The sequence below is a fragment of the Tardiphaga sp. 866_E4_N1_4 genome (assembly GCF_052076075.1).
GTDB classification, from domain to species: Bacteria; Pseudomonadota; Alphaproteobacteria; order Rhizobiales; family Xanthobacteraceae; genus Tardiphaga; species Tardiphaga robiniae.
Genome location: NZ_CP197242.1, coordinates 4,733,663 through 4,749,854 on the forward strand (window position 1 = coordinate 4,733,663; position 16,192 = coordinate 4,749,854).

The following is a 16,192-nucleotide window of genomic DNA, read 5'->3' on the forward strand; positions in this document are numbered from 1 at the left end:
GGCGCGGGAACTTTGGTCAACGGAAATTGCGCGCGAAGGGCGGCGCTGTTTCAGATTGATACCGCGACGGAACGAGGTGCATCCCGCGCGCAACACTCGATTTGAATCGCATTGGAAGCGTCATGCTCGTCTGGACAAAGCCACGATCTGGCAACACGCTGATCATGCCCTGCATCACCAGGGCGCTCAGATTCGGGATCGACAGGTTTTGGGGCTGGACATGAAGTTCGTTACGGGTTTGCTGGCGGCGGTCTTGCTGTTCGCGGGCGTCGGGGCAAGTCACGCGGTGGTTCGCATCGCGGATGATCGTGGCGGACGGATCGGAACCTATGTCGACAGATATCAGGGATTGCGCACTTCCGGCGAAACCGTGATCATCGATGGCCTGTGCGCCTCGGCCTGTACGATCGTGCTCGGCGCGGTTCCGCGTGACCGGATCTGCGTCACCTCCAATGCCAATCTCGGCTTTCATGCGGCCTGGGACATGGGTGCCAATGGTCGCGCGGTGACCAATCCGGAAGCCACCCAGATGCTGTATTCGATGTATCCGACGCAGATCCGGCGCTGGATCTCCAAACGCGGCGGGCTGAAGACGCAGATGATCTTCCTGCGCGGCCGCCAGCTGATGGGCATGTACAAGCCCTGTTACATGGATGCCCACGCCTCCAGCGCGCGCTAGAGCGTTTTCGAGTGAAGTGGATGCCGGTTCGCGTCAAGAAAACGCGTCAGAACAAAAAGCTAAAGACCGATCTGAGCTTTATTCCATCAGCATGACGTGATGCCCTGCGGCGCCGGGAACGCTTGCCCACGCCGTCATCTCAGCCTATCTGGAACTAGGATGGCGGGCTCCTGAATGATCTCGGGCCTTGGCCGTTATGAGATCGTCTGATGGTGCAGCCTTTATCGACGCCTGAGAGCACGATGCCCGCGTCCGAGCGGCCGTCACGGCTTGCGTCGGTCATTGTTGCATCGGCCGCGGCATTCGTGGCGCTCCTTGTGGTGGGCGCCATCGGGCTGTGGGCACATTACGGCACGGCCGTATTTTTCGAGATGATCAAGACTGGCATCGCCGCCTGCATGTGATCGGCTGCCAAGGGTAATTCAGGGGACATTCCATGACTGATCGAACCACCCGGCCGCTGGTGATCATTGCTGCCTTTGCCGGCAGTCTCGCGGCGGGATTGCTGGTCGTGTTGTGGCTGACGGGTGGTTTTCGCAATGTCGCCGCACCGGCCTCGATCGGCGGTCCGTTCCAGCTCACCGATCAGTCCGGCCAGACCGTCACCGAGCAGAGCCTGAAGGGCAAGCCGACGCTGGTCTTCTTCGGCTTCACGCATTGCCCGGACATCTGCCCGACCTCGCTGTTCGAAATGTCGGAAGTGCTGCGCGCGATGGGCAAGGACGCCGATCGTATCAATACCTATTTCGTCTCGGTCGATCCCGAGCGCGATACGGCACCGATCATGAAGGAATATCTGTCGAGCTTCGATCCGCACCTGAAGGGTTTGACCGGCACGCCTGATGCGGTAGCGAAGGTGATTTCCGGCTACCGCGTCTATGCCAAGAAGGTGCCGACCAAGGACGGTGACTATACGATGGATCACACCGCGCTGATCTATCTGATGGACCGCGACGGCAATTTCGTCGCGCCGTTCAACCTCAAGCGCAAGCCGGAAGAAGCGGCCACGGATCTCAAACGCTATCTCTGAGGTCGCCTGCGGTTCGCTGCCATCGTGCCGGTCCGATGCACGAGACCGTGCTCGGTCTTTTCCCAGTGATGGCGCCGGGTCCAGAATTGCCACAGCGCGCGCCAGGTCGCGATCGAGAGACATCCCCAATAAATCGGCGTCAGGGCGAGGATCCAGCCGTCGCGCAGACGGCCGCGGCGCATCAGGCCGGTGAGGCCCAGGATGCAGGTCGCGATGAAGCCGCAGGCGATGGCCAGTACGTGCAGTGACGACAGCCGGTCGCCAAGCAGCAGGGTGCTATCGGCAAGCAGCAGGCAGGCGATAAGTTTGACGACCAGCACCGTAAAAGCCAGCGACGTCAGGATATTGCCGCCGAAGATGATGTTGAGTGCGAGGAATCCCCGCGCGCCGGCTTGGTCCCACAGTTTTCGGGGATCGCGCATATGCACGGCCCAGGTCTGCATCCATCCTTTTAAGTATCGTCCGTGGGCGTGCGCTGAAATCTCCCGACGTGCAGATTTGCGCTGTAAAAACAATAGCTTAGTATTCTGTTGTCGGTTGCTACCGTCCTGATTCGTTCGCGCTGAGCCTGGGAATTTGTTGCGATGGTGTTGCGATGGAGAGAAAGGGTGTCCTTTTGTTGAAAAACGCACCGTATCGTGGTTCGCGCCGGATTGTGCTGACCCACCGCGCTGTCGAAGCGATGAAGCCCGGGCCAGAAGCTTATCGGGTCTCGGACATTCGCTGCCCCGGCTTGGGCGTTCGTGTTGCCGTTTCGGGTGCAAAAAGTTGGGAGGCAGCTTATCGGATCAGAGGGACACCAACCGTAAAGCGTAAGGCTCTTGGATCATTCCCATCCGTTACTCTGGAGGATGCCCGAGCTCGCGTAGCCGCTCTTACAAGCGCAGCGCAAGTGGGGAAGGACCTGCTCGAACAAGAGGCTCATGCAAGAGCGGAACTCGCCTGCCGCACGACTGTGGGCAAGCTTATTGACGAGTACGTCCGCAGAGCTTGCGGCAAACTCCGAACGCGGCATGAAATCAGCCTGCGATTGAAGCGTGCGTTGTCGAGCATAACTGACAAACCTGCGGAAGACATCAAGCGGCGAGATCTTCGCGGCCTTCTGGATGCGGTATCAGATCGAGGAGCGCCCCGTGAGGCCGAAAAGCAACGGCAATCGATCGGGGCGATGTTCAATTGGGCCACGTCGCAAGATATCGTGTCCAGCAGCCCGATCCGCGGCCTCAAAGCTTATAGCTCAGGAGAGGCCCGAGATCGCATCCTGTCTCCCGAAGAGATCAGGATTTTCTGGAATTGGCTTGACTTCGCCGATCTTACAGACGACATGGCTGATGCTCTTCGACTGCAGCTTTGTCTCGGTGCCCGCATCGGCGAGACAGCTGGCATGAGGGCCGACGAGCTAAATTCAATTAGCTGGCAATGGACACTGCCTGCGGCTCGATCCAAAAATAAGAAGGCGCGCGTCACCCCTATCGTTGGCATCGCTCGAAAGATCCTAAGCGAACGGCTGCGGACCGTGACAGCGGGGCCACTTTTTATCAACGAAACCGGCGCGGCGCTTCGCTCCAATGATGTCGGTTCGGCGATTGTAACGAGGCGCAGGCGGATCCCGCTCAATCATTTTGTTTCCCATGATATCCGAAGGACCGTGGCAACTCAGCTTATTGAGATTGGAATCAACTATGACATTGTCGCAGTCACTCTTGGCCATGAGCCAGGAGATAAGAATACTAGAACATTGGTGAAGCACTATGTTCGATCTGACCTCATTCCTCAAAAGACTGCAGCTCTGGAGGCATGGGACCGTCGATTGGCGGGGATCATTGATGGTCGCCATCACTCTAATAACGTTTTTACACTGGCGCAGGTGGCGGGATGATTATTCGCAAGCACCAAAGCGCGAATACGGGCGATCTTGTCTTCTGCCCCGCGCGAGTTTGGCGCAACTCGCGTTTATTATCGCGTCCGCTACTGAGCGGCTTTGATCGGGAAAACCTGAGGAGATAGGACATCGTCACGTCCTCTAGTGCAGCTTCTTCGACGGCGTGCGATGAGCGCTCCATGCCTTCGTTCGCAAGAGTTCACGGACGCTCGAGTTCATTTAGCTTTTGCGTTTTGCTTCACCGATTTCTCCGACTCCTTTCGTTTTCCGATCAAGGTCTCGCACGACAGGATTAGCTGTCGCGCGTAAGTGCGGGACGCCTCGATCACGCTCTGGCGTGTAACGCCGAAGGCCATGAAGGTGGAATGCACTAGGGCAAGAGCGACCACGATCAAAAGGGCGATTGTCGTCTCGTCGTCGGTATCGACCGTTCCCTTTCTGTATGTCAGGAACGCGGAAAGAAGCACCAGCGCAATATTCGTCAGGAGCGCCGGCCACTTCAAGCCGAGCAGATTGCGCCGGTAGCCGTACGTTACGTTCTCCGCAAACAGCACGCCGAATTTCTTCGTGCTCCGGGTGTTCTCACGCAGCCATGCTCCGGCGCGTTCGTAAAACGCATCGCCGGCTTTGATATTGTTTCTCTCGGCTGCCTCGGTCGGGACCGGCAGGCTGATCTTCGTCGAGAGGAACGCGCGGTACTGCTCTTTCGATGTCGCATCGAAGGTGTGGTCGGAGTATCGGAGCATCGTGACTGACGGCTTACCGCCGCTTTTCGCATAGATATCGTCTTCAATCCGCTTGCCGACCCGCCGCGCTATGTCGGCCGCGGCGAACACGAGGACCGGGATCGCAAGAGAGGCGATGCCGGTCGTGAGCCCGAACTTCGCGCGGGAGATCAGGATCGCGAGCGCCACGAGCGCGGGGATGGTCGCGAGCAATGCTGGGTAGTAGCGCGCCTTTAACGCATATGCATCAAGTCCCTTGAACATCAGTCCTCCTGCTCGTCCGGATACGGCGGCTGCTTCAACGCGGTCCAGCCGTCGCGATTCGGTGCGTTCTTCTGCGTGCGGAATTGCCCATTTTCAGTCGTCGCAATTTGCGCGCCGCGGTGATAGAGCGCGCGCATCACAGCCTTTCGCGGATGTTCTGGATCTTCCTTTGCGGACGAGATCATGGCGGTGAACAGCTCTTCGCCTTTCTTCACCGGAATCTGGAGCTTTGGTCCTACCCAGCGGTCCATGAGTTCGGTCGACATGTTGCGCCGTCCGCCGTGATGCGGGAACTGGAAACGATCGATCCCCGGCAGCAGCACGCCGCGGCTCTCGAGATAATCGGCCGCTTCTTTCATGCCCTCGCGCCCGGCGTCACCTGTAAGCAGGATCCGTTCATCGCAGAGGTATGCGTACTGCACGACGCTCATCTCGTTTTCGACGCTCGTCGCATCTGGCGAGAACTTCTCGGAGCCCCAGCCGGCCCTGCTGAATGAGCCGAGCGGCCGCGCGGCCTCGACAAGCCCAGCTAGGAGGTTCTGCGATCTCGAGCGGATCGAGCGTCGTGGCGTGCGCTCGGATTCAAGAACGAGGTTCAGGTACCGCTCTGACGACGGCGCGAGCACCGTGAATGCGCCGATCTCGGCGCTTTGAAAGGGCTCGTAGATCTTGATCTTACGTCGCGTGGCGATCTCTTCGAGCTTTGCGATGTACGGATAGTCATCGCGCAGACGCGCGCGCAGCCGGTCCGCGCTCGTGTACCGCGCGAAGTGCGGAAGCAGGATGTCCGCATACTGCCACGGTCGCAGCATCCACAGTTCGCCGATTTTGAAGTCTTCGAGGATGCCAGCAAGGCCTTCGGCGTGATCTTGATCAGGGTGCGTGACGACGACGCTGTTGATAAGGTCGGTCCCGTAGTTCTTCCGGATGTGGGCCGAGATAAGCGGGGTCGTGGAATTGAAGCCGCCGTCGACGGCATGCACCGACCACGACTTGCCGACCTGGTAGCGCATCGAGATCGCATCGCCACTGTCGCGGCGATGGACGGGAATGAAATCTATCTCAAAAAAATCGGCCATCGAGTGCCCCCGCAATGCCTTAGATTGGGATCTCCATCCAAATAGGGTTGTCCTCCGCTTCTTGCAACTGAAAGGTGTCGTGCCGCGGGTGTGCACGTGCCATTAACTCGTTGTACCCTAGAAAGTCCTCTTTGACGGGCTACGGAGGCAATGGCCTGGCCACTGATGATCCGTCGCCGACCTTGCTGCGAAGCCCGGATATCGGTCTTTTGTTGCGCATCTCGAAAGCTGGCCAGCAGCTGGTGAATATGGCGCCGTTTCTGCGGTCTGCAAAAGTGCGCGGTTTGTCCCAAAGCACGGCCTGACCCCTCGTAAGGCTCCGGCAACCGACTGAGCGCAATATCGGAATTTCCAATTCAATTTGTGCTACGTCCATGCCGGGATTGATTTGATTTGGGGCAAGTTAACGAATGGCCGAAGCAGCAGCGAGTTGGGTGGAGAAAGCTCTTGAGGATGGGCACCTACAACTCATCCAGTCGGGGCGAAGCGAAAAGATCCGCTATGTTGCCAGCAACACGACCGAAGGATGGAATGACCCGGAGGAAAAGGTTCGCGCGTCTTACTATGCCGAACTGATCTATCGATACGGGTATGCCCCCGAGGTCATCGGCGTGGAAGTGACCGTTCCAGATCGTGTCCCCCACGACCGTGCAGACCTCGTCGTTTTTCGTGACAAAGCACGTACACGTCCTTTCGCCGTCATCGAGTGCAAGCGTGACGGGGTTACTGACACGGAACTACGGCAAGCCGTTGAGCAGGCTTTCGGCAACGGCCATGCACACAAATTCCGCGCTGAATATATCGGTGTGATCGCGGGCCAAACCCGTGCTTTCTATGACTGCTCTGATCGCTTCGGGGTGCTTGAGCGGGAAGCTAACATCGTCGCAGACCTGCCCGTAAAATACGGCAAGCCGGAAGAGTTCAAGTATTACCTCGCTGCACCGCCGAAGCCCGATATTTCAGCGGTGGGTCGCGACGACCTCATCAAGACCATTCGAAAATGCCATCAAACCCTTTGGGGGGGCGGGCGGTTGTCCCCACCCACTGCCTTCGGCGAGTTGTGCAAGCTGATTTTTGTGAAAACTCGCGACGAGAAGAAGCCACGCCGGAAGGGTGAGCCTTACGAGTTTCAGATTAAGACCAATGAGACACCTGACAGATTGGCTAAGCGCATCCGAGCGCTTTACGAGGCCGAGCAGGCGAACGATCCTGAAGTCTTCAACGAAAGTATTAGGATTGACGATGTCACCCTAAAGAACGTCGTCCTCCACCTTGAAGGGGTGAATCTCACGGCGACCGACCTTGATACCAAGGGCGTCGCCTTCGAGCAGTTCATGGATGGCTTCTTCAAGGGCGATTTTGGTCAGTATTTCACGCCTCGCAACATCATCGCTTTCTCGATTCAGATGCTCGGGATCGAAAACAACGACACCGTAATGGACCCAGCGTGCGGGTCCGGCGGCTTCCTACTTCATGCTCTCGACCACGTTCGTAGACAGGCAAGTGAATTCTACAGCGGAGATAGCCCAAAGCATTTCAACTACTGGCATGACTTTGCGGAAAAGAGGCTCTTCGGGATCGAGATCAACGAGGAGATTGCGCGCGTCGCCAAGATGAACATGATCGTCCACGACGACGGCCATACCAACGTGATCGGCAATGACGCCTTGGAGCCCCTGACGGTAATTGCCGACCGTAATGAGACGTTCGCCAGGATCATGGGTATTGACCGGGCAACCGGCAGACGTGACGAGACCAAAGGTTTCTCGAAAATTACGACGAACCCGCCCTTCGGTGCCGTGGTCAAGGAAGAGCTGCATACTTACCTTAGTGGCTACGAGCTATCCCGCTATGTCGCAAAAGGCACTGCGGGCGACGACGACTCCGACGATGCAAGCAGCCCACGGTCCGGCAAGAAGGCAATTAAGCAACGCGCCAGCGTCAAGACCGAGGTTATCTATGTCGAACGCATCTGGCAGCTGTTGAAGCCCGGTGGTCAGGCGGGCGTTGTCCTGCCCGATGGGCTCCTGACTAACGCCAGCCTCCAAGGTGTCCGCGATTGGTTGCTTGAGCGCTTCAAGGTGCTAGCTGTGATATCTTTGCCGCAGTTTGCCTTCGCCCATTTTGGCGCGGGTGTGAAGTCTAGCGTCGTTTTCCTCGAGAAGCGCCCCTTCTCCACGACCAAGCGTAACGGCAAGGACATCGTCGTGGTCAGCGCGGCTCGCGACGACGAGCCTATCTTCATGGCGATGGCCGAGAACATCGGCTACGACGCGGCCGGGCGAAACACTTATCAGATCGAGATGCTGAGCGAGACGCCGGGGGCGGTGCGGATCGAGCGTCACCGCTCCGATCTCTTCGACTGGAGGGTCACCTATGATTGGAAACCAGGCGAAGCACGAAAGCCGGGGACTTGGAACGAACGACACCGCGAGGTAACGCCTGGCAGTGGCTTGCTAGGCCGGTACGCCGCTTTTCAAAAGGACCCGGCACCTTTTTTCGTCTAGCCCCCGCTCCCGCAAGGCAGGCAATCTGCTTCGCGGTGCAACGGGGGGAAACCGGCGCAAGACTAGACCCTCAATTCTTGGAGTTGAAGCGGCGGAAGGAAATCCGATACGCGAGCCCGAAATATCCTTTCGCAAAAATCGGCGCACTAGCCGAATTCATCCAATACGGTATCTCCGAACGCGCGAACACGGATGGCGCGGGCGTGCCGATGATCCGTATGACCAATCTACAACCGCTCGGCTGGGACCTTTCGGACCTTAAGCACATCGAGCTGGGGCAAGCCGCGCTGAAGAAACACAGGCTCGAGCCCGGCGACATTCTGTTCAACCGCACCAATTCTAAAGAGCTGGTCGGCAAGTGTGAGGTCTTCAACGAGCCGGGCGACTGGGTATTCGCTTCCTACCTCATCCGTGTCCGATTGGATCGCAGCAAGGCCTTGCCCGATTTCGTATCGGCCTTCCTAAACACGGAAACCGGACGGATGCAGATCGATCAAGTGAGCCGCCAGATTGCGGGAATGTCCAACGTCAATGCGGAGGAGCTAAAGGAGCTCGAAATCCCTCTGCCTCCTCTCTCGGTGCAGGGCGACATCTTGCGGGACTATGCGGCCACGCTCGCTGAGCGCGATCACCTACTTCAAGCTTCCGGAGTCCTAGCGAAGGGAGTTGACGCGTTCGTCCTTGATGATCTCCAAATCAGTCCGCAAGGCGAGAGCCGCGCAATTTTTGCCGTGACCAGGCGGGCAGTCAAAGAAAGATTGGATGCCGACTACAACAGCCCAAGATTTGAAGTGCTTCGTAGGGCCATCGCACAGTCGTCATTTCGCAGTGCGCATCTGCGGGATTTGGCCCTATCAATTCGCTCCGGCTTTGCCGCAGGCTCGAAGGATCAAGCGCGCGATGGTATTCCCTCGATACCTCACCTCCGCCCGCTCAACCTCAATGGCTACGGTGAGTTGACGCTCGAAGGCACAAAAAGTGTTCCTCGCGCGAGCTTGCCGGATGCCGAACTTCTGGCGCCCGGCGAAGTTCTTTTCAACAATACAAACTCAGCAGAATGGGTCGGGAAAACAGCCGTCTTCGACATCGGCACCGCATGTGCTTGCTCAAACCACATGACGCGGATCGTTCTAGGAAATCTGATAGACCCTTACTATCTTGCCGCTCTGTTGAACGCTCTACGTGGGCTTGGTTATTTCAAAGCGCTAAGCACCTATTTCAACAATCAGGCAGGGATAAACTCCGCAACTTTGGGCGAGCTACGCATTCCTGTCCCACCGATGAATGTGCAACAGCGAATCGCGGAGGAGGTAAAAGACCGGAAACGCCAGGCGCGTGAACTCCAGGAGGAGGCAGGGAAAAAGTGGCGATCCGCTCGCCAGAGGTTTGAGGCCAAATTGTTGAACGGAGTTGGGTGATGATCCTGTCTGGCATTCTTCACTCGTCGTTGGGCGGCTTTTTGGTTATCCGAGGCGTCGCACCGTTAGGTGACTTGGCCCGCTGCTCGCGTTTCGATCCTGCCTATCAGCGCAATCTGATCGATACCCACAAGGCGGAAATCGAACGCTTTCTTGCAGATCGGCATTTTCTATTCTTCCCAGAGGTCGTTCTGTCCGCCTCTCTCAAGTTCGACTTCGACAAGGCACGCCGCCGCGTGGTGGAGCCACTCGGTGACTTGTTCACGGGCAAGGGATTCGTTTCCAACGTCAACGGGCTTAAGATCACCGTGCAACAAACAAAGCTACCGAAAGCGCTGGAGACGGTCGGCGGGGTCAACGCTCCAACTCTGGTGTATCTGGAGCTGCCCGAGGGCGAACTGGACGCCGGAGATGAGGTAAAGCTCTTTCGCATAGACGGCAATCATCGCCTCAGTGCTGCCAATGGCCTCAAACCTGGGCAGGACACATATAACCTCGGAACCCCGTTCTGCATCGTGTTGCATCAGGACCCGATGCTTGCTCGGCAGTTTGAAAAGGTCGTGTTCCATAACATCAACGCTAAACAGATACCCTTGACCTCGGAAGAGAATTTGCGACTCATTCTTGAAGAGGGAGATGGGTCGCTGTTCAACGATGCCGATCTCGTAAATAACCCGAGCCTTGGGCCTGCTTACCTAATGGCGCGGAAACTGCTGCCGGAGTTCGAGCCCAGATTCCTGTCGGGTTTGACCAAACACTTCGATAGTCGCCACACATTAGCGCTCGGCCTTTCTCAGTTCTTGATGGCGCGCGATGAAACACTTGGCAATGCAGCTACTACTGAAGAAATCAAAGCCCTGATAGGTCCGATCCGCGAGGCGTTGAAGCGCACGAATGGAATGTACGAGGACGCGCAGCAACAGAAGCTGCGGGAAGCAGGATGCCACGGAGTGCTGACGGCTGCCGTATTCTTCGCCTATAAGAACGATGGTGCACAGCTTCCCGCTTTCGCACGTTGGGTGACGAGCAATCGGATAGATAGACTTACCCCTGCCGGCACAACGCGCGGGCTAGGCTATCACTATCATTTGGGCCAGACGCAGGCTGTGGACGCGGCGAGCCTTGTAGAAGTCTTTGAAAGCATCCTCAGGGCGCGTAGCCGAGATGTCTTTGTCTCTATGGAATTTGGGGCCCATACAAATTACGTCTACAAGGCCATCGAAAAAGCTATTGCCGAGGTCAATGACAAGCACTCGCTCGTTCAACTCGACCTAGCCTTGAAGCCAATCCGCATTGATCGGGTCATCAAGGGGCACTCCTATACGATCAACGATGAAATCCTCAGTGTCATTGACGGTTCCGGCCTGCTGATTGCTGACCTCACGCAAGGAAATAAGAACGTCTATCATGAAGTTGGCTTCATGATGGGTCTCAACAAGGGCCGCGGGGGCGATCAAGACAACTTCATTCTGATAGCAGATCAGAATGAACTGAAGGGAGACAATTCGATAGGCTTTAATTTGCGCCCGTGGCAGCAGTTGCGGTTCACAAGCGATCTTGAGCTAGTCGGAATGTTAATCGGCGCTTTCGAGAACTATTACAGGCTATAGATATGGTGAAACCGAAGGGTCCGAAATTCATTCAGTATTTCCAGCCCGCCATCGTCGGCTAGTACTGACGCATCGCGCTGTAGAAGGGCTGAAGACCGGCTTGCAAGCGTATCGGGTCTCGGATGTACGTTGTCCCGGCCTGGGTCCGCGCGTTGTCGCCTCCGGAGCAAAAGTTGGGAGGCCGTTAGTCGGAACGGGTGTGCTCGATGGCGCGCCAAAAGCGAACCAACATAGCCCTGTTCATGTGCAGTTCGGGTTCGTCTACGATGAGCAGAGATTGGTTTCGGGCACTGCAGACCGTCAATGAAAATGCTAAGACAAATTGTTCCGGATCCGTTACGACCCAGGAGTACCATAGGTTGGTTCAACTTCAGTTGTCGTGGTATCGGAGACGATCGCGGGTATCTCAATTTCGCATGTTACTCTCATTGTTTTTTAATAGTCCCGTCATCTCTAAGCCGTTGCCCGTGGTGTGAGGATTGGACGAAGCATACATAGTATCGCATGTGGCAGACCGACCTCTTCAAGAATATCAAGAACGGGAATGGCCATTTCGCCGACAAATTTTGTACGTCGCGCGTCGTTCAAAAGGTAGAGCTCCGCTTTGGCATTGCGATCAAAGTCTGCTTGAGCAACAGCAAACTGGTTTGCGATCCAGACGATCTCACCGCGATGGACGCGGGATCGAGTTACCGTCCCAAGGATCTCTAAAGGGGCAGTAGCTAGGCGGCCCATCAACGCGGCCACAGCGGCGCCGCCCTGTACCCAGCTTAACCAGAAGTCGGGCAGAGCTTTGGAAAGGCTCCCAACATGCGCAGACAATCGTTCGAGGCTCTCAGGAGTATCCTCCTTACCGTGGATTAACCATGGATGTGCAGCGGCAAGGCGTGTAACCGCGAACTCGAACCACGATCCAGCTTCCCGCCCGTTTACGAGATCTGCAACCCAAAGCGTCATTGCGGCCGTAAGATCGGAAGAAAGCATGAGGCTCGGAGCATCTGAGTGAGCAGCGATATAGAGGTCGAGCAAGGGACGGCTGCCATCGCTGCCTGCAAACAGCGTATGGAATAGCTTCGCGCTAGCGGCGTCGACATGGGCGCGGTCCATACCTTCGCGACGTCTAGCGATGGCTAGAAGAAGAGCGGCGGTTCTGACATCAGCCGCGAGCCGTGCGGGGGGGCGGCTCTCGAGAAATGCCATCGATGACATGGAAGTCACCGCCTTATCGATGAGCCGGCGAAGCTTTTGAGCTTGTGTCGGCTCAAGCACCTTCGGGCGGCTCGGTAACGGCTTGGGCCCAAGGGGCGGGCGATCTGGAGTGTCGGGCGGCTCGCTCTGTTCTTTGGGACAATGCGGCCGGTCACCGAGCCTGAAATAATCGTTCATCAAGGCCCATTCGTCTGTGACAAGGTGGCCGCCGCCTAATACGGGGGCGTAAGCTCGTTGACCGAACCCTTCCGAAAATACATCGTCAAGATTGTATCCGATGGAGGGCGAAGTCTTGCTCTTGTCTTGCGTGCCGGCCCAGCGGATAGGGCTGTTGTAGTGGTCGACGACAAGCGTGAAGATGTCGATCAGACTGTCCGAGCTAATCAGTCCCTCATTGCCATTCAGCTTGGCCTGAACGTTGTGCTCTGGTCTTCCGATTTGGAGCTCTTGCTCATGGTCGATCCACATGGGAGCGCTGCGCGCAATACCGTCAGCGGCGTCGATCTCCACCCAAATGCGCGAGCCCGGGTCCGATACGCTGAAGACGTACGCACCCTCAGTTCGGGCCACCATATGCGCTTCGGAATCTAGCACCACGTTTATTTTCGAAGGCGGGACGCTCGCAGCAAAGGCGCAACGGACTGTCATAACCCCGTTGTCGAAGCTTGCGGACAGAATGCGTACGGGCGGGCTTTCGATTGCGTCCCAGTCTCCGTTCGGTGCCTCAAGCGGGAGATTCGGCGGATGATCAGAAATCTGGATGCTTGCAAGGAGTTGCTCATACTCGCTCACGGAAAGGCGCGAAACTGCCATGAGTTCGGCGTTGCCATCGCGGCGGCTCAACAGTGCGGCTCGTGAACAGTTTGCGCTACCGGCGATCAGCACGACTTCGTCGGGATAAATCGCTGCGAAGAGCTTTGCGTGGATGGTTTGCCTTTCATTCTCTAAAGGCGTCACCCCCAATACTTGCGCAGATGCTGGCAACTTGGAGGCTGCCGGCGACGACAGGCCTTCTTTGCCGAGTTGGATCAGAACTCGCAGAGGTACGCCAAGACGTCGGGCAAGCTCGCTGACCGCCGCACCCTCGGCATCAAAATATGAGACAAGCATGTCGAAGGACGAGGGTGGCTTGTCGAGTTGCGCAAGCAGCTTGTCCATCAGCGGTGTATCGGCTGGCAGCGTGAGCAGGTCTCCCGGCTCAGGAAGATCCGCGGCCCAAGCCTCAGCACTGAACAGCTCGATAACTGACATGCGCACCGCTTCACTTGCGTCAGCAAAGCCGCAGATCTCTGCGAGGTAGTTACGGAACGCGGCAATCGCCGGTCCGCCGTTCCCCGGAAAGCTAAAGTAGGTCCAGATCTCACGATTTCCGCTCCAACCGCCATGACCGAGGTTGCCGCTTCCCACCGCCAGATTCGCACCTGAAGGGCCAGCCAGAAAAATCACCTTGGGATGAAAACGCCGCCCGGGTCCGAGATTGACCGGGACCACCCGAAACGACCTGCCTACGCGGTCTGCGATGTCGCTTTGTCGCTTGAATGATCCAGCGGCGCAGCCTGCATCGGCAAAAACCGTTAGCCGAGGAGACCCGCATTTGCGCAAGCGATTCAACAAAATGGCTTGGGCGAACATAAAGTCGATATTGTGGGTCAGGATGACTGCGGTGGTCGCGTGCTTTGTTGCGTCAACCAGTTTCTGTAAAACGTTGATCTCACTCATCAGGCAGCCACACCCGCAGCGACCGCACCATTTGCTCCTAGATTGAGCATCTTGATGTCGGCCAGGATTCGCATCGTGTTCTGGAGACGGCTGCCAGAATAACTCGGCGCAATGTCAATACCTGTAGGAACAAGCACAGGGCCGTCGGGGTAGAAGCGCAGCGAACAGTCCTGCTGATTTCCCATTTTCCTCATGGTGTTTGCGATGTGTCGCTGCGCTACGCATTCATTGCAGATGGCAAGCAATACATCGGAAAGCGTCCCATCTCCGTTCTCCAAAATTTCTATCGTGCGCGCCGCCGGCGACAACGAACCCAAACTTTTGTTACTAGCACGACCAACAGTTTGTGAATCCCTTGCTTGGGTGACGATGATCTCAAACGCTCGGAGCGCCTGAATTTGCGGATCACCTCCATAGTCGTCGGGCTTCAAGAGGCTGCCGGTAAACTGCCCGGGTGATACGAGCGAAGCAGCGTCGCTAGCCGGCGAGTGCCAATGAGCTGAAAGTGGCTCGGAGGCACTGCTCGTCGAGGACCACGTCGAAATGACCTGCGAGATCGACATGCTGCCTACGTTGATGAGGGTCTTCGTGATTGCGGCCAGCAGAAGCTCAAGCGCAAAATGCACGCGACGGTGCCATTCGAAGCTCGCCCATTCATACTCGATCCCGCAAGCTCCGTTTGAAACCGCCCGATCGTAATTTTGAGCAATGAGTTGATTTGCGCCGGTCGCGCCGTTTTTGAGTTCACGCTCCAGCCAAGCGCAAGTCTCGGTCATCTTTTCATACGCTTCGGCCACGCGCTTGGCCGACATCGCATTCCCGGGCACCCAGGCGTCGGTAAGCGCCTCTCGAAGCAGTTCAGCCTCGCGGCCAAATTCCGAAGTTCGCGCAAGCGAAAAAGCGGGTCTGGCCGATTGAGCCGTTTCATGGTCCAGCTCGCCGCCATTTCGCAGCAGTTCAATCAGGCCGGTGCCTTCGAGTTGCTTGTCCCGCTCGTGATACATGGCGGTGCCTCGTGCGGTGAGCCCGAATGGCAGACCACTTGATTCCGGCCGAGATTCTACGAGGCCGAGCGCGCTTGCCGGGCCGAAATAGGTGTTAAGCAACGCCATATTGCCGGTGTCGGGCAGCCGGACGGAGGATCCCGCTCTGAGGGCTTCCGCCTCAGCCCCGTAGGAATCCGACCCCATGACGCCGACCTCAGAAGACCCTTGATCGACATATGTCGCGGCGAGAACCATGAAGCGAACGCGGTTAAAATAGATCGCCCGCGCATCCTTATCGTGCTGTACCGGTCCACCCGCACTTTCATCTACGAAATAACGACCAATCGCCCAAGCTAGGATCGAAATGTAGCGCGCGCGAATGGAGATCGTCGTGATGCCGTTGGTGAGTGAAGCCTCAATATTCTGGTCGAGCGCTCGGATACCCAAGATGTCGAGACCTTTCGTCTCACCACTCAAACGTGACCCCCATGCGACGTCCATTTTGCGCTCCCCCGAATGAGACCTCGTGCCTAAGCGTAAGACAAGACAAAAATACGCATCGTCTGTCTAGGCCTACCTTAGGGTGTGGGTGCAAGATTCGGTTTGAACGTCAGAGGTCGCGTAGCGTTGATCGCATGAGTGCGCCGTGCGGAGGTGTTGGCCGTTTGCAAGCAGTGAAGTCTATGAACAGACGTCTGTCAGGTCGGACGACGAGTGCTCGTCCGTCGCTGGTCTAGTTCTTCACGCTGTCTCGAAATCAGATGAGTAAAGTGGGGGGTGGTTGGAGCGGTTCTGACGGTTTCGCCGGGAAGCGGATCAGCTGGCGGCCCTATGTAGGGGGCGAGGCTAGGCAAGTGGCCGATGAAGCCTTTGCTTTCTAAATCAATCTTATTGGCAAGCGAGTGGTCTCGGAAAAATTGGATCAGCACGGAGCAAATGTTGCAAAGGTCAGCCATTGGCTGACTTATTCCGTACCATCTCTTTTCCGAGTCCAGTCCGGCGCGTCGCTTCATCGTTAAACGGTTGAGATTCGTAAATTGACCTCCGCCGACGCACGTTGGCTGTGTTGTATAGCCGCTCCGGG

At 57.0% G+C, this 16,192-nt stretch carries 12 protein-coding genes; 7 read left to right on the forward strand and 5 right to left on the reverse strand.

What is annotated here, in order from left to right; translation table 11 throughout:
• The first annotated feature begins 220 nt into the window (after positions 1-220).
• From AB8B20_RS22885 to AB8B20_RS22895, 3 genes are all read left to right on the forward strand, one after another.
• Entirely contained in the window at positions 221-679 is a 459-nt protein-coding gene (locus AB8B20_RS22885; RefSeq protein WP_089266785.1) for a hypothetical protein, read from the forward strand.
• 209 nt (positions 680-888) lie between these two features.
• A complete protein-coding gene (locus tag AB8B20_RS22890; protein WP_089266786.1) occupies positions 889-1,083 on the forward strand; it encodes a hypothetical protein in 195 nt (64 codons plus the stop codon).
• 32 nt (positions 1,084-1,115) lie between these two features.
• The gene (locus tag AB8B20_RS22895; RefSeq protein WP_089266787.1) at positions 1,116-1,709 is read left to right on the forward strand and encodes an SCO family protein; all 594 of its coding nucleotides are present in this window, start codon (positions 1,116-1,118) and stop codon (positions 1,707-1,709) included.
• Here the strand turns inward: AB8B20_RS22895 and AB8B20_RS22900 are convergent.
• Complete coding sequence (locus AB8B20_RS22900; protein ID WP_439073475.1) at positions 1,700-2,152, reverse strand: hypothetical protein; 453 nt, start codon at positions 2,150-2,152, stop codon at positions 1,700-1,702. The genes AB8B20_RS22895 and AB8B20_RS22900 overlap by 10 nt on opposite strands.
• Before the next feature lie 152 nt (positions 2,153-2,304).
• On the opposite strand from AB8B20_RS22900, the gene AB8B20_RS22905 reads away from it, so the two are divergent.
• Positions 2,305-3,588 (forward strand): tyrosine-type recombinase/integrase, encoded by a 1,284-nt coding sequence (locus AB8B20_RS22905; protein WP_439073474.1) that lies wholly within the window; start codon positions 2,305-2,307, stop codon positions 3,586-3,588.
• 218 nt (positions 3,589-3,806) lie between these two features.
• On the opposite strand, the gene AB8B20_RS22910 is transcribed toward AB8B20_RS22905, so the two are convergent.
• Together AB8B20_RS22910 and AB8B20_RS22915 are read right to left on the reverse strand one after the other, a co-directional pair.
• Positions 3,807-4,580 carry a hypothetical protein gene (locus tag AB8B20_RS22910; protein WP_439073473.1) on the reverse strand — a complete coding sequence of 258 codons (774 nt, stop codon included), beginning with the start codon at positions 4,578-4,580 and terminating at the stop codon, positions 3,807-3,809.
• Positions 4,580-5,593: a hypothetical protein gene (locus tag AB8B20_RS22915; protein WP_439073472.1), complete on the reverse strand. Its 1,014-nt coding sequence runs from the start codon at positions 5,591-5,593 to the stop codon at positions 4,580-4,582. Before AB8B20_RS22915 ends, AB8B20_RS22910 begins: the two co-directional genes overlap by 1 nt.
• 476 nt (positions 5,594-6,069) lie before the next feature.
• Between AB8B20_RS22915 and AB8B20_RS22920 the strand changes: the two genes are divergently transcribed.
• The 3 genes from AB8B20_RS22920 (at position 6,070) to AB8B20_RS22930 (ending at position 11,194) form a co-directional block, all read left to right on the forward strand.
• Positions 6,070-8,166: a restriction endonuclease subunit M gene (locus tag AB8B20_RS22920; protein WP_439073471.1), complete on the forward strand. Its 2,097-nt coding sequence runs from the start codon at positions 6,070-6,072 to the stop codon at positions 8,164-8,166.
• Between the two features lie 77 nt (positions 8,167-8,243).
• Complete coding sequence (locus tag AB8B20_RS22925) at positions 8,244-9,584, forward strand: restriction endonuclease subunit S (RefSeq protein WP_439073470.1); 1,341 nt, start codon at positions 8,244-8,246, stop codon at positions 9,582-9,584.
• The gene (locus AB8B20_RS22930) at positions 9,584-11,194 is read left to right on the forward strand and encodes a hypothetical protein (protein WP_439073469.1); all 1,611 of its coding nucleotides are present in this window, start codon (positions 9,584-9,586) and stop codon (positions 11,192-11,194) included. Before AB8B20_RS22925 ends, AB8B20_RS22930 begins: the two co-directional genes overlap by 1 nt.
• Positions 11,195-11,647: 453 nt before the next feature.
• Here the strand turns inward: AB8B20_RS22930 and AB8B20_RS22935 are convergent, their stop codons facing one another.
• Together AB8B20_RS22935 and AB8B20_RS22940 are read right to left on the reverse strand one after the other, a co-directional pair.
• The gene (locus tag AB8B20_RS22935) at positions 11,648-14,122 is read right to left on the reverse strand and encodes a hypothetical protein (RefSeq protein WP_439073468.1); all 2,475 of its coding nucleotides are present in this window, start codon (positions 14,120-14,122) and stop codon (positions 11,648-11,650) included.
• Complete coding sequence (locus AB8B20_RS22940; RefSeq protein WP_439073467.1) at positions 14,122-15,609, reverse strand: hypothetical protein; 1,488 nt, start codon at positions 15,607-15,609, stop codon at positions 14,122-14,124. Before AB8B20_RS22940 ends, AB8B20_RS22935 begins: the two co-directional genes overlap by 1 nt.
• Between the last annotated feature and the right edge of the window lie 583 nt (positions 15,610-16,192).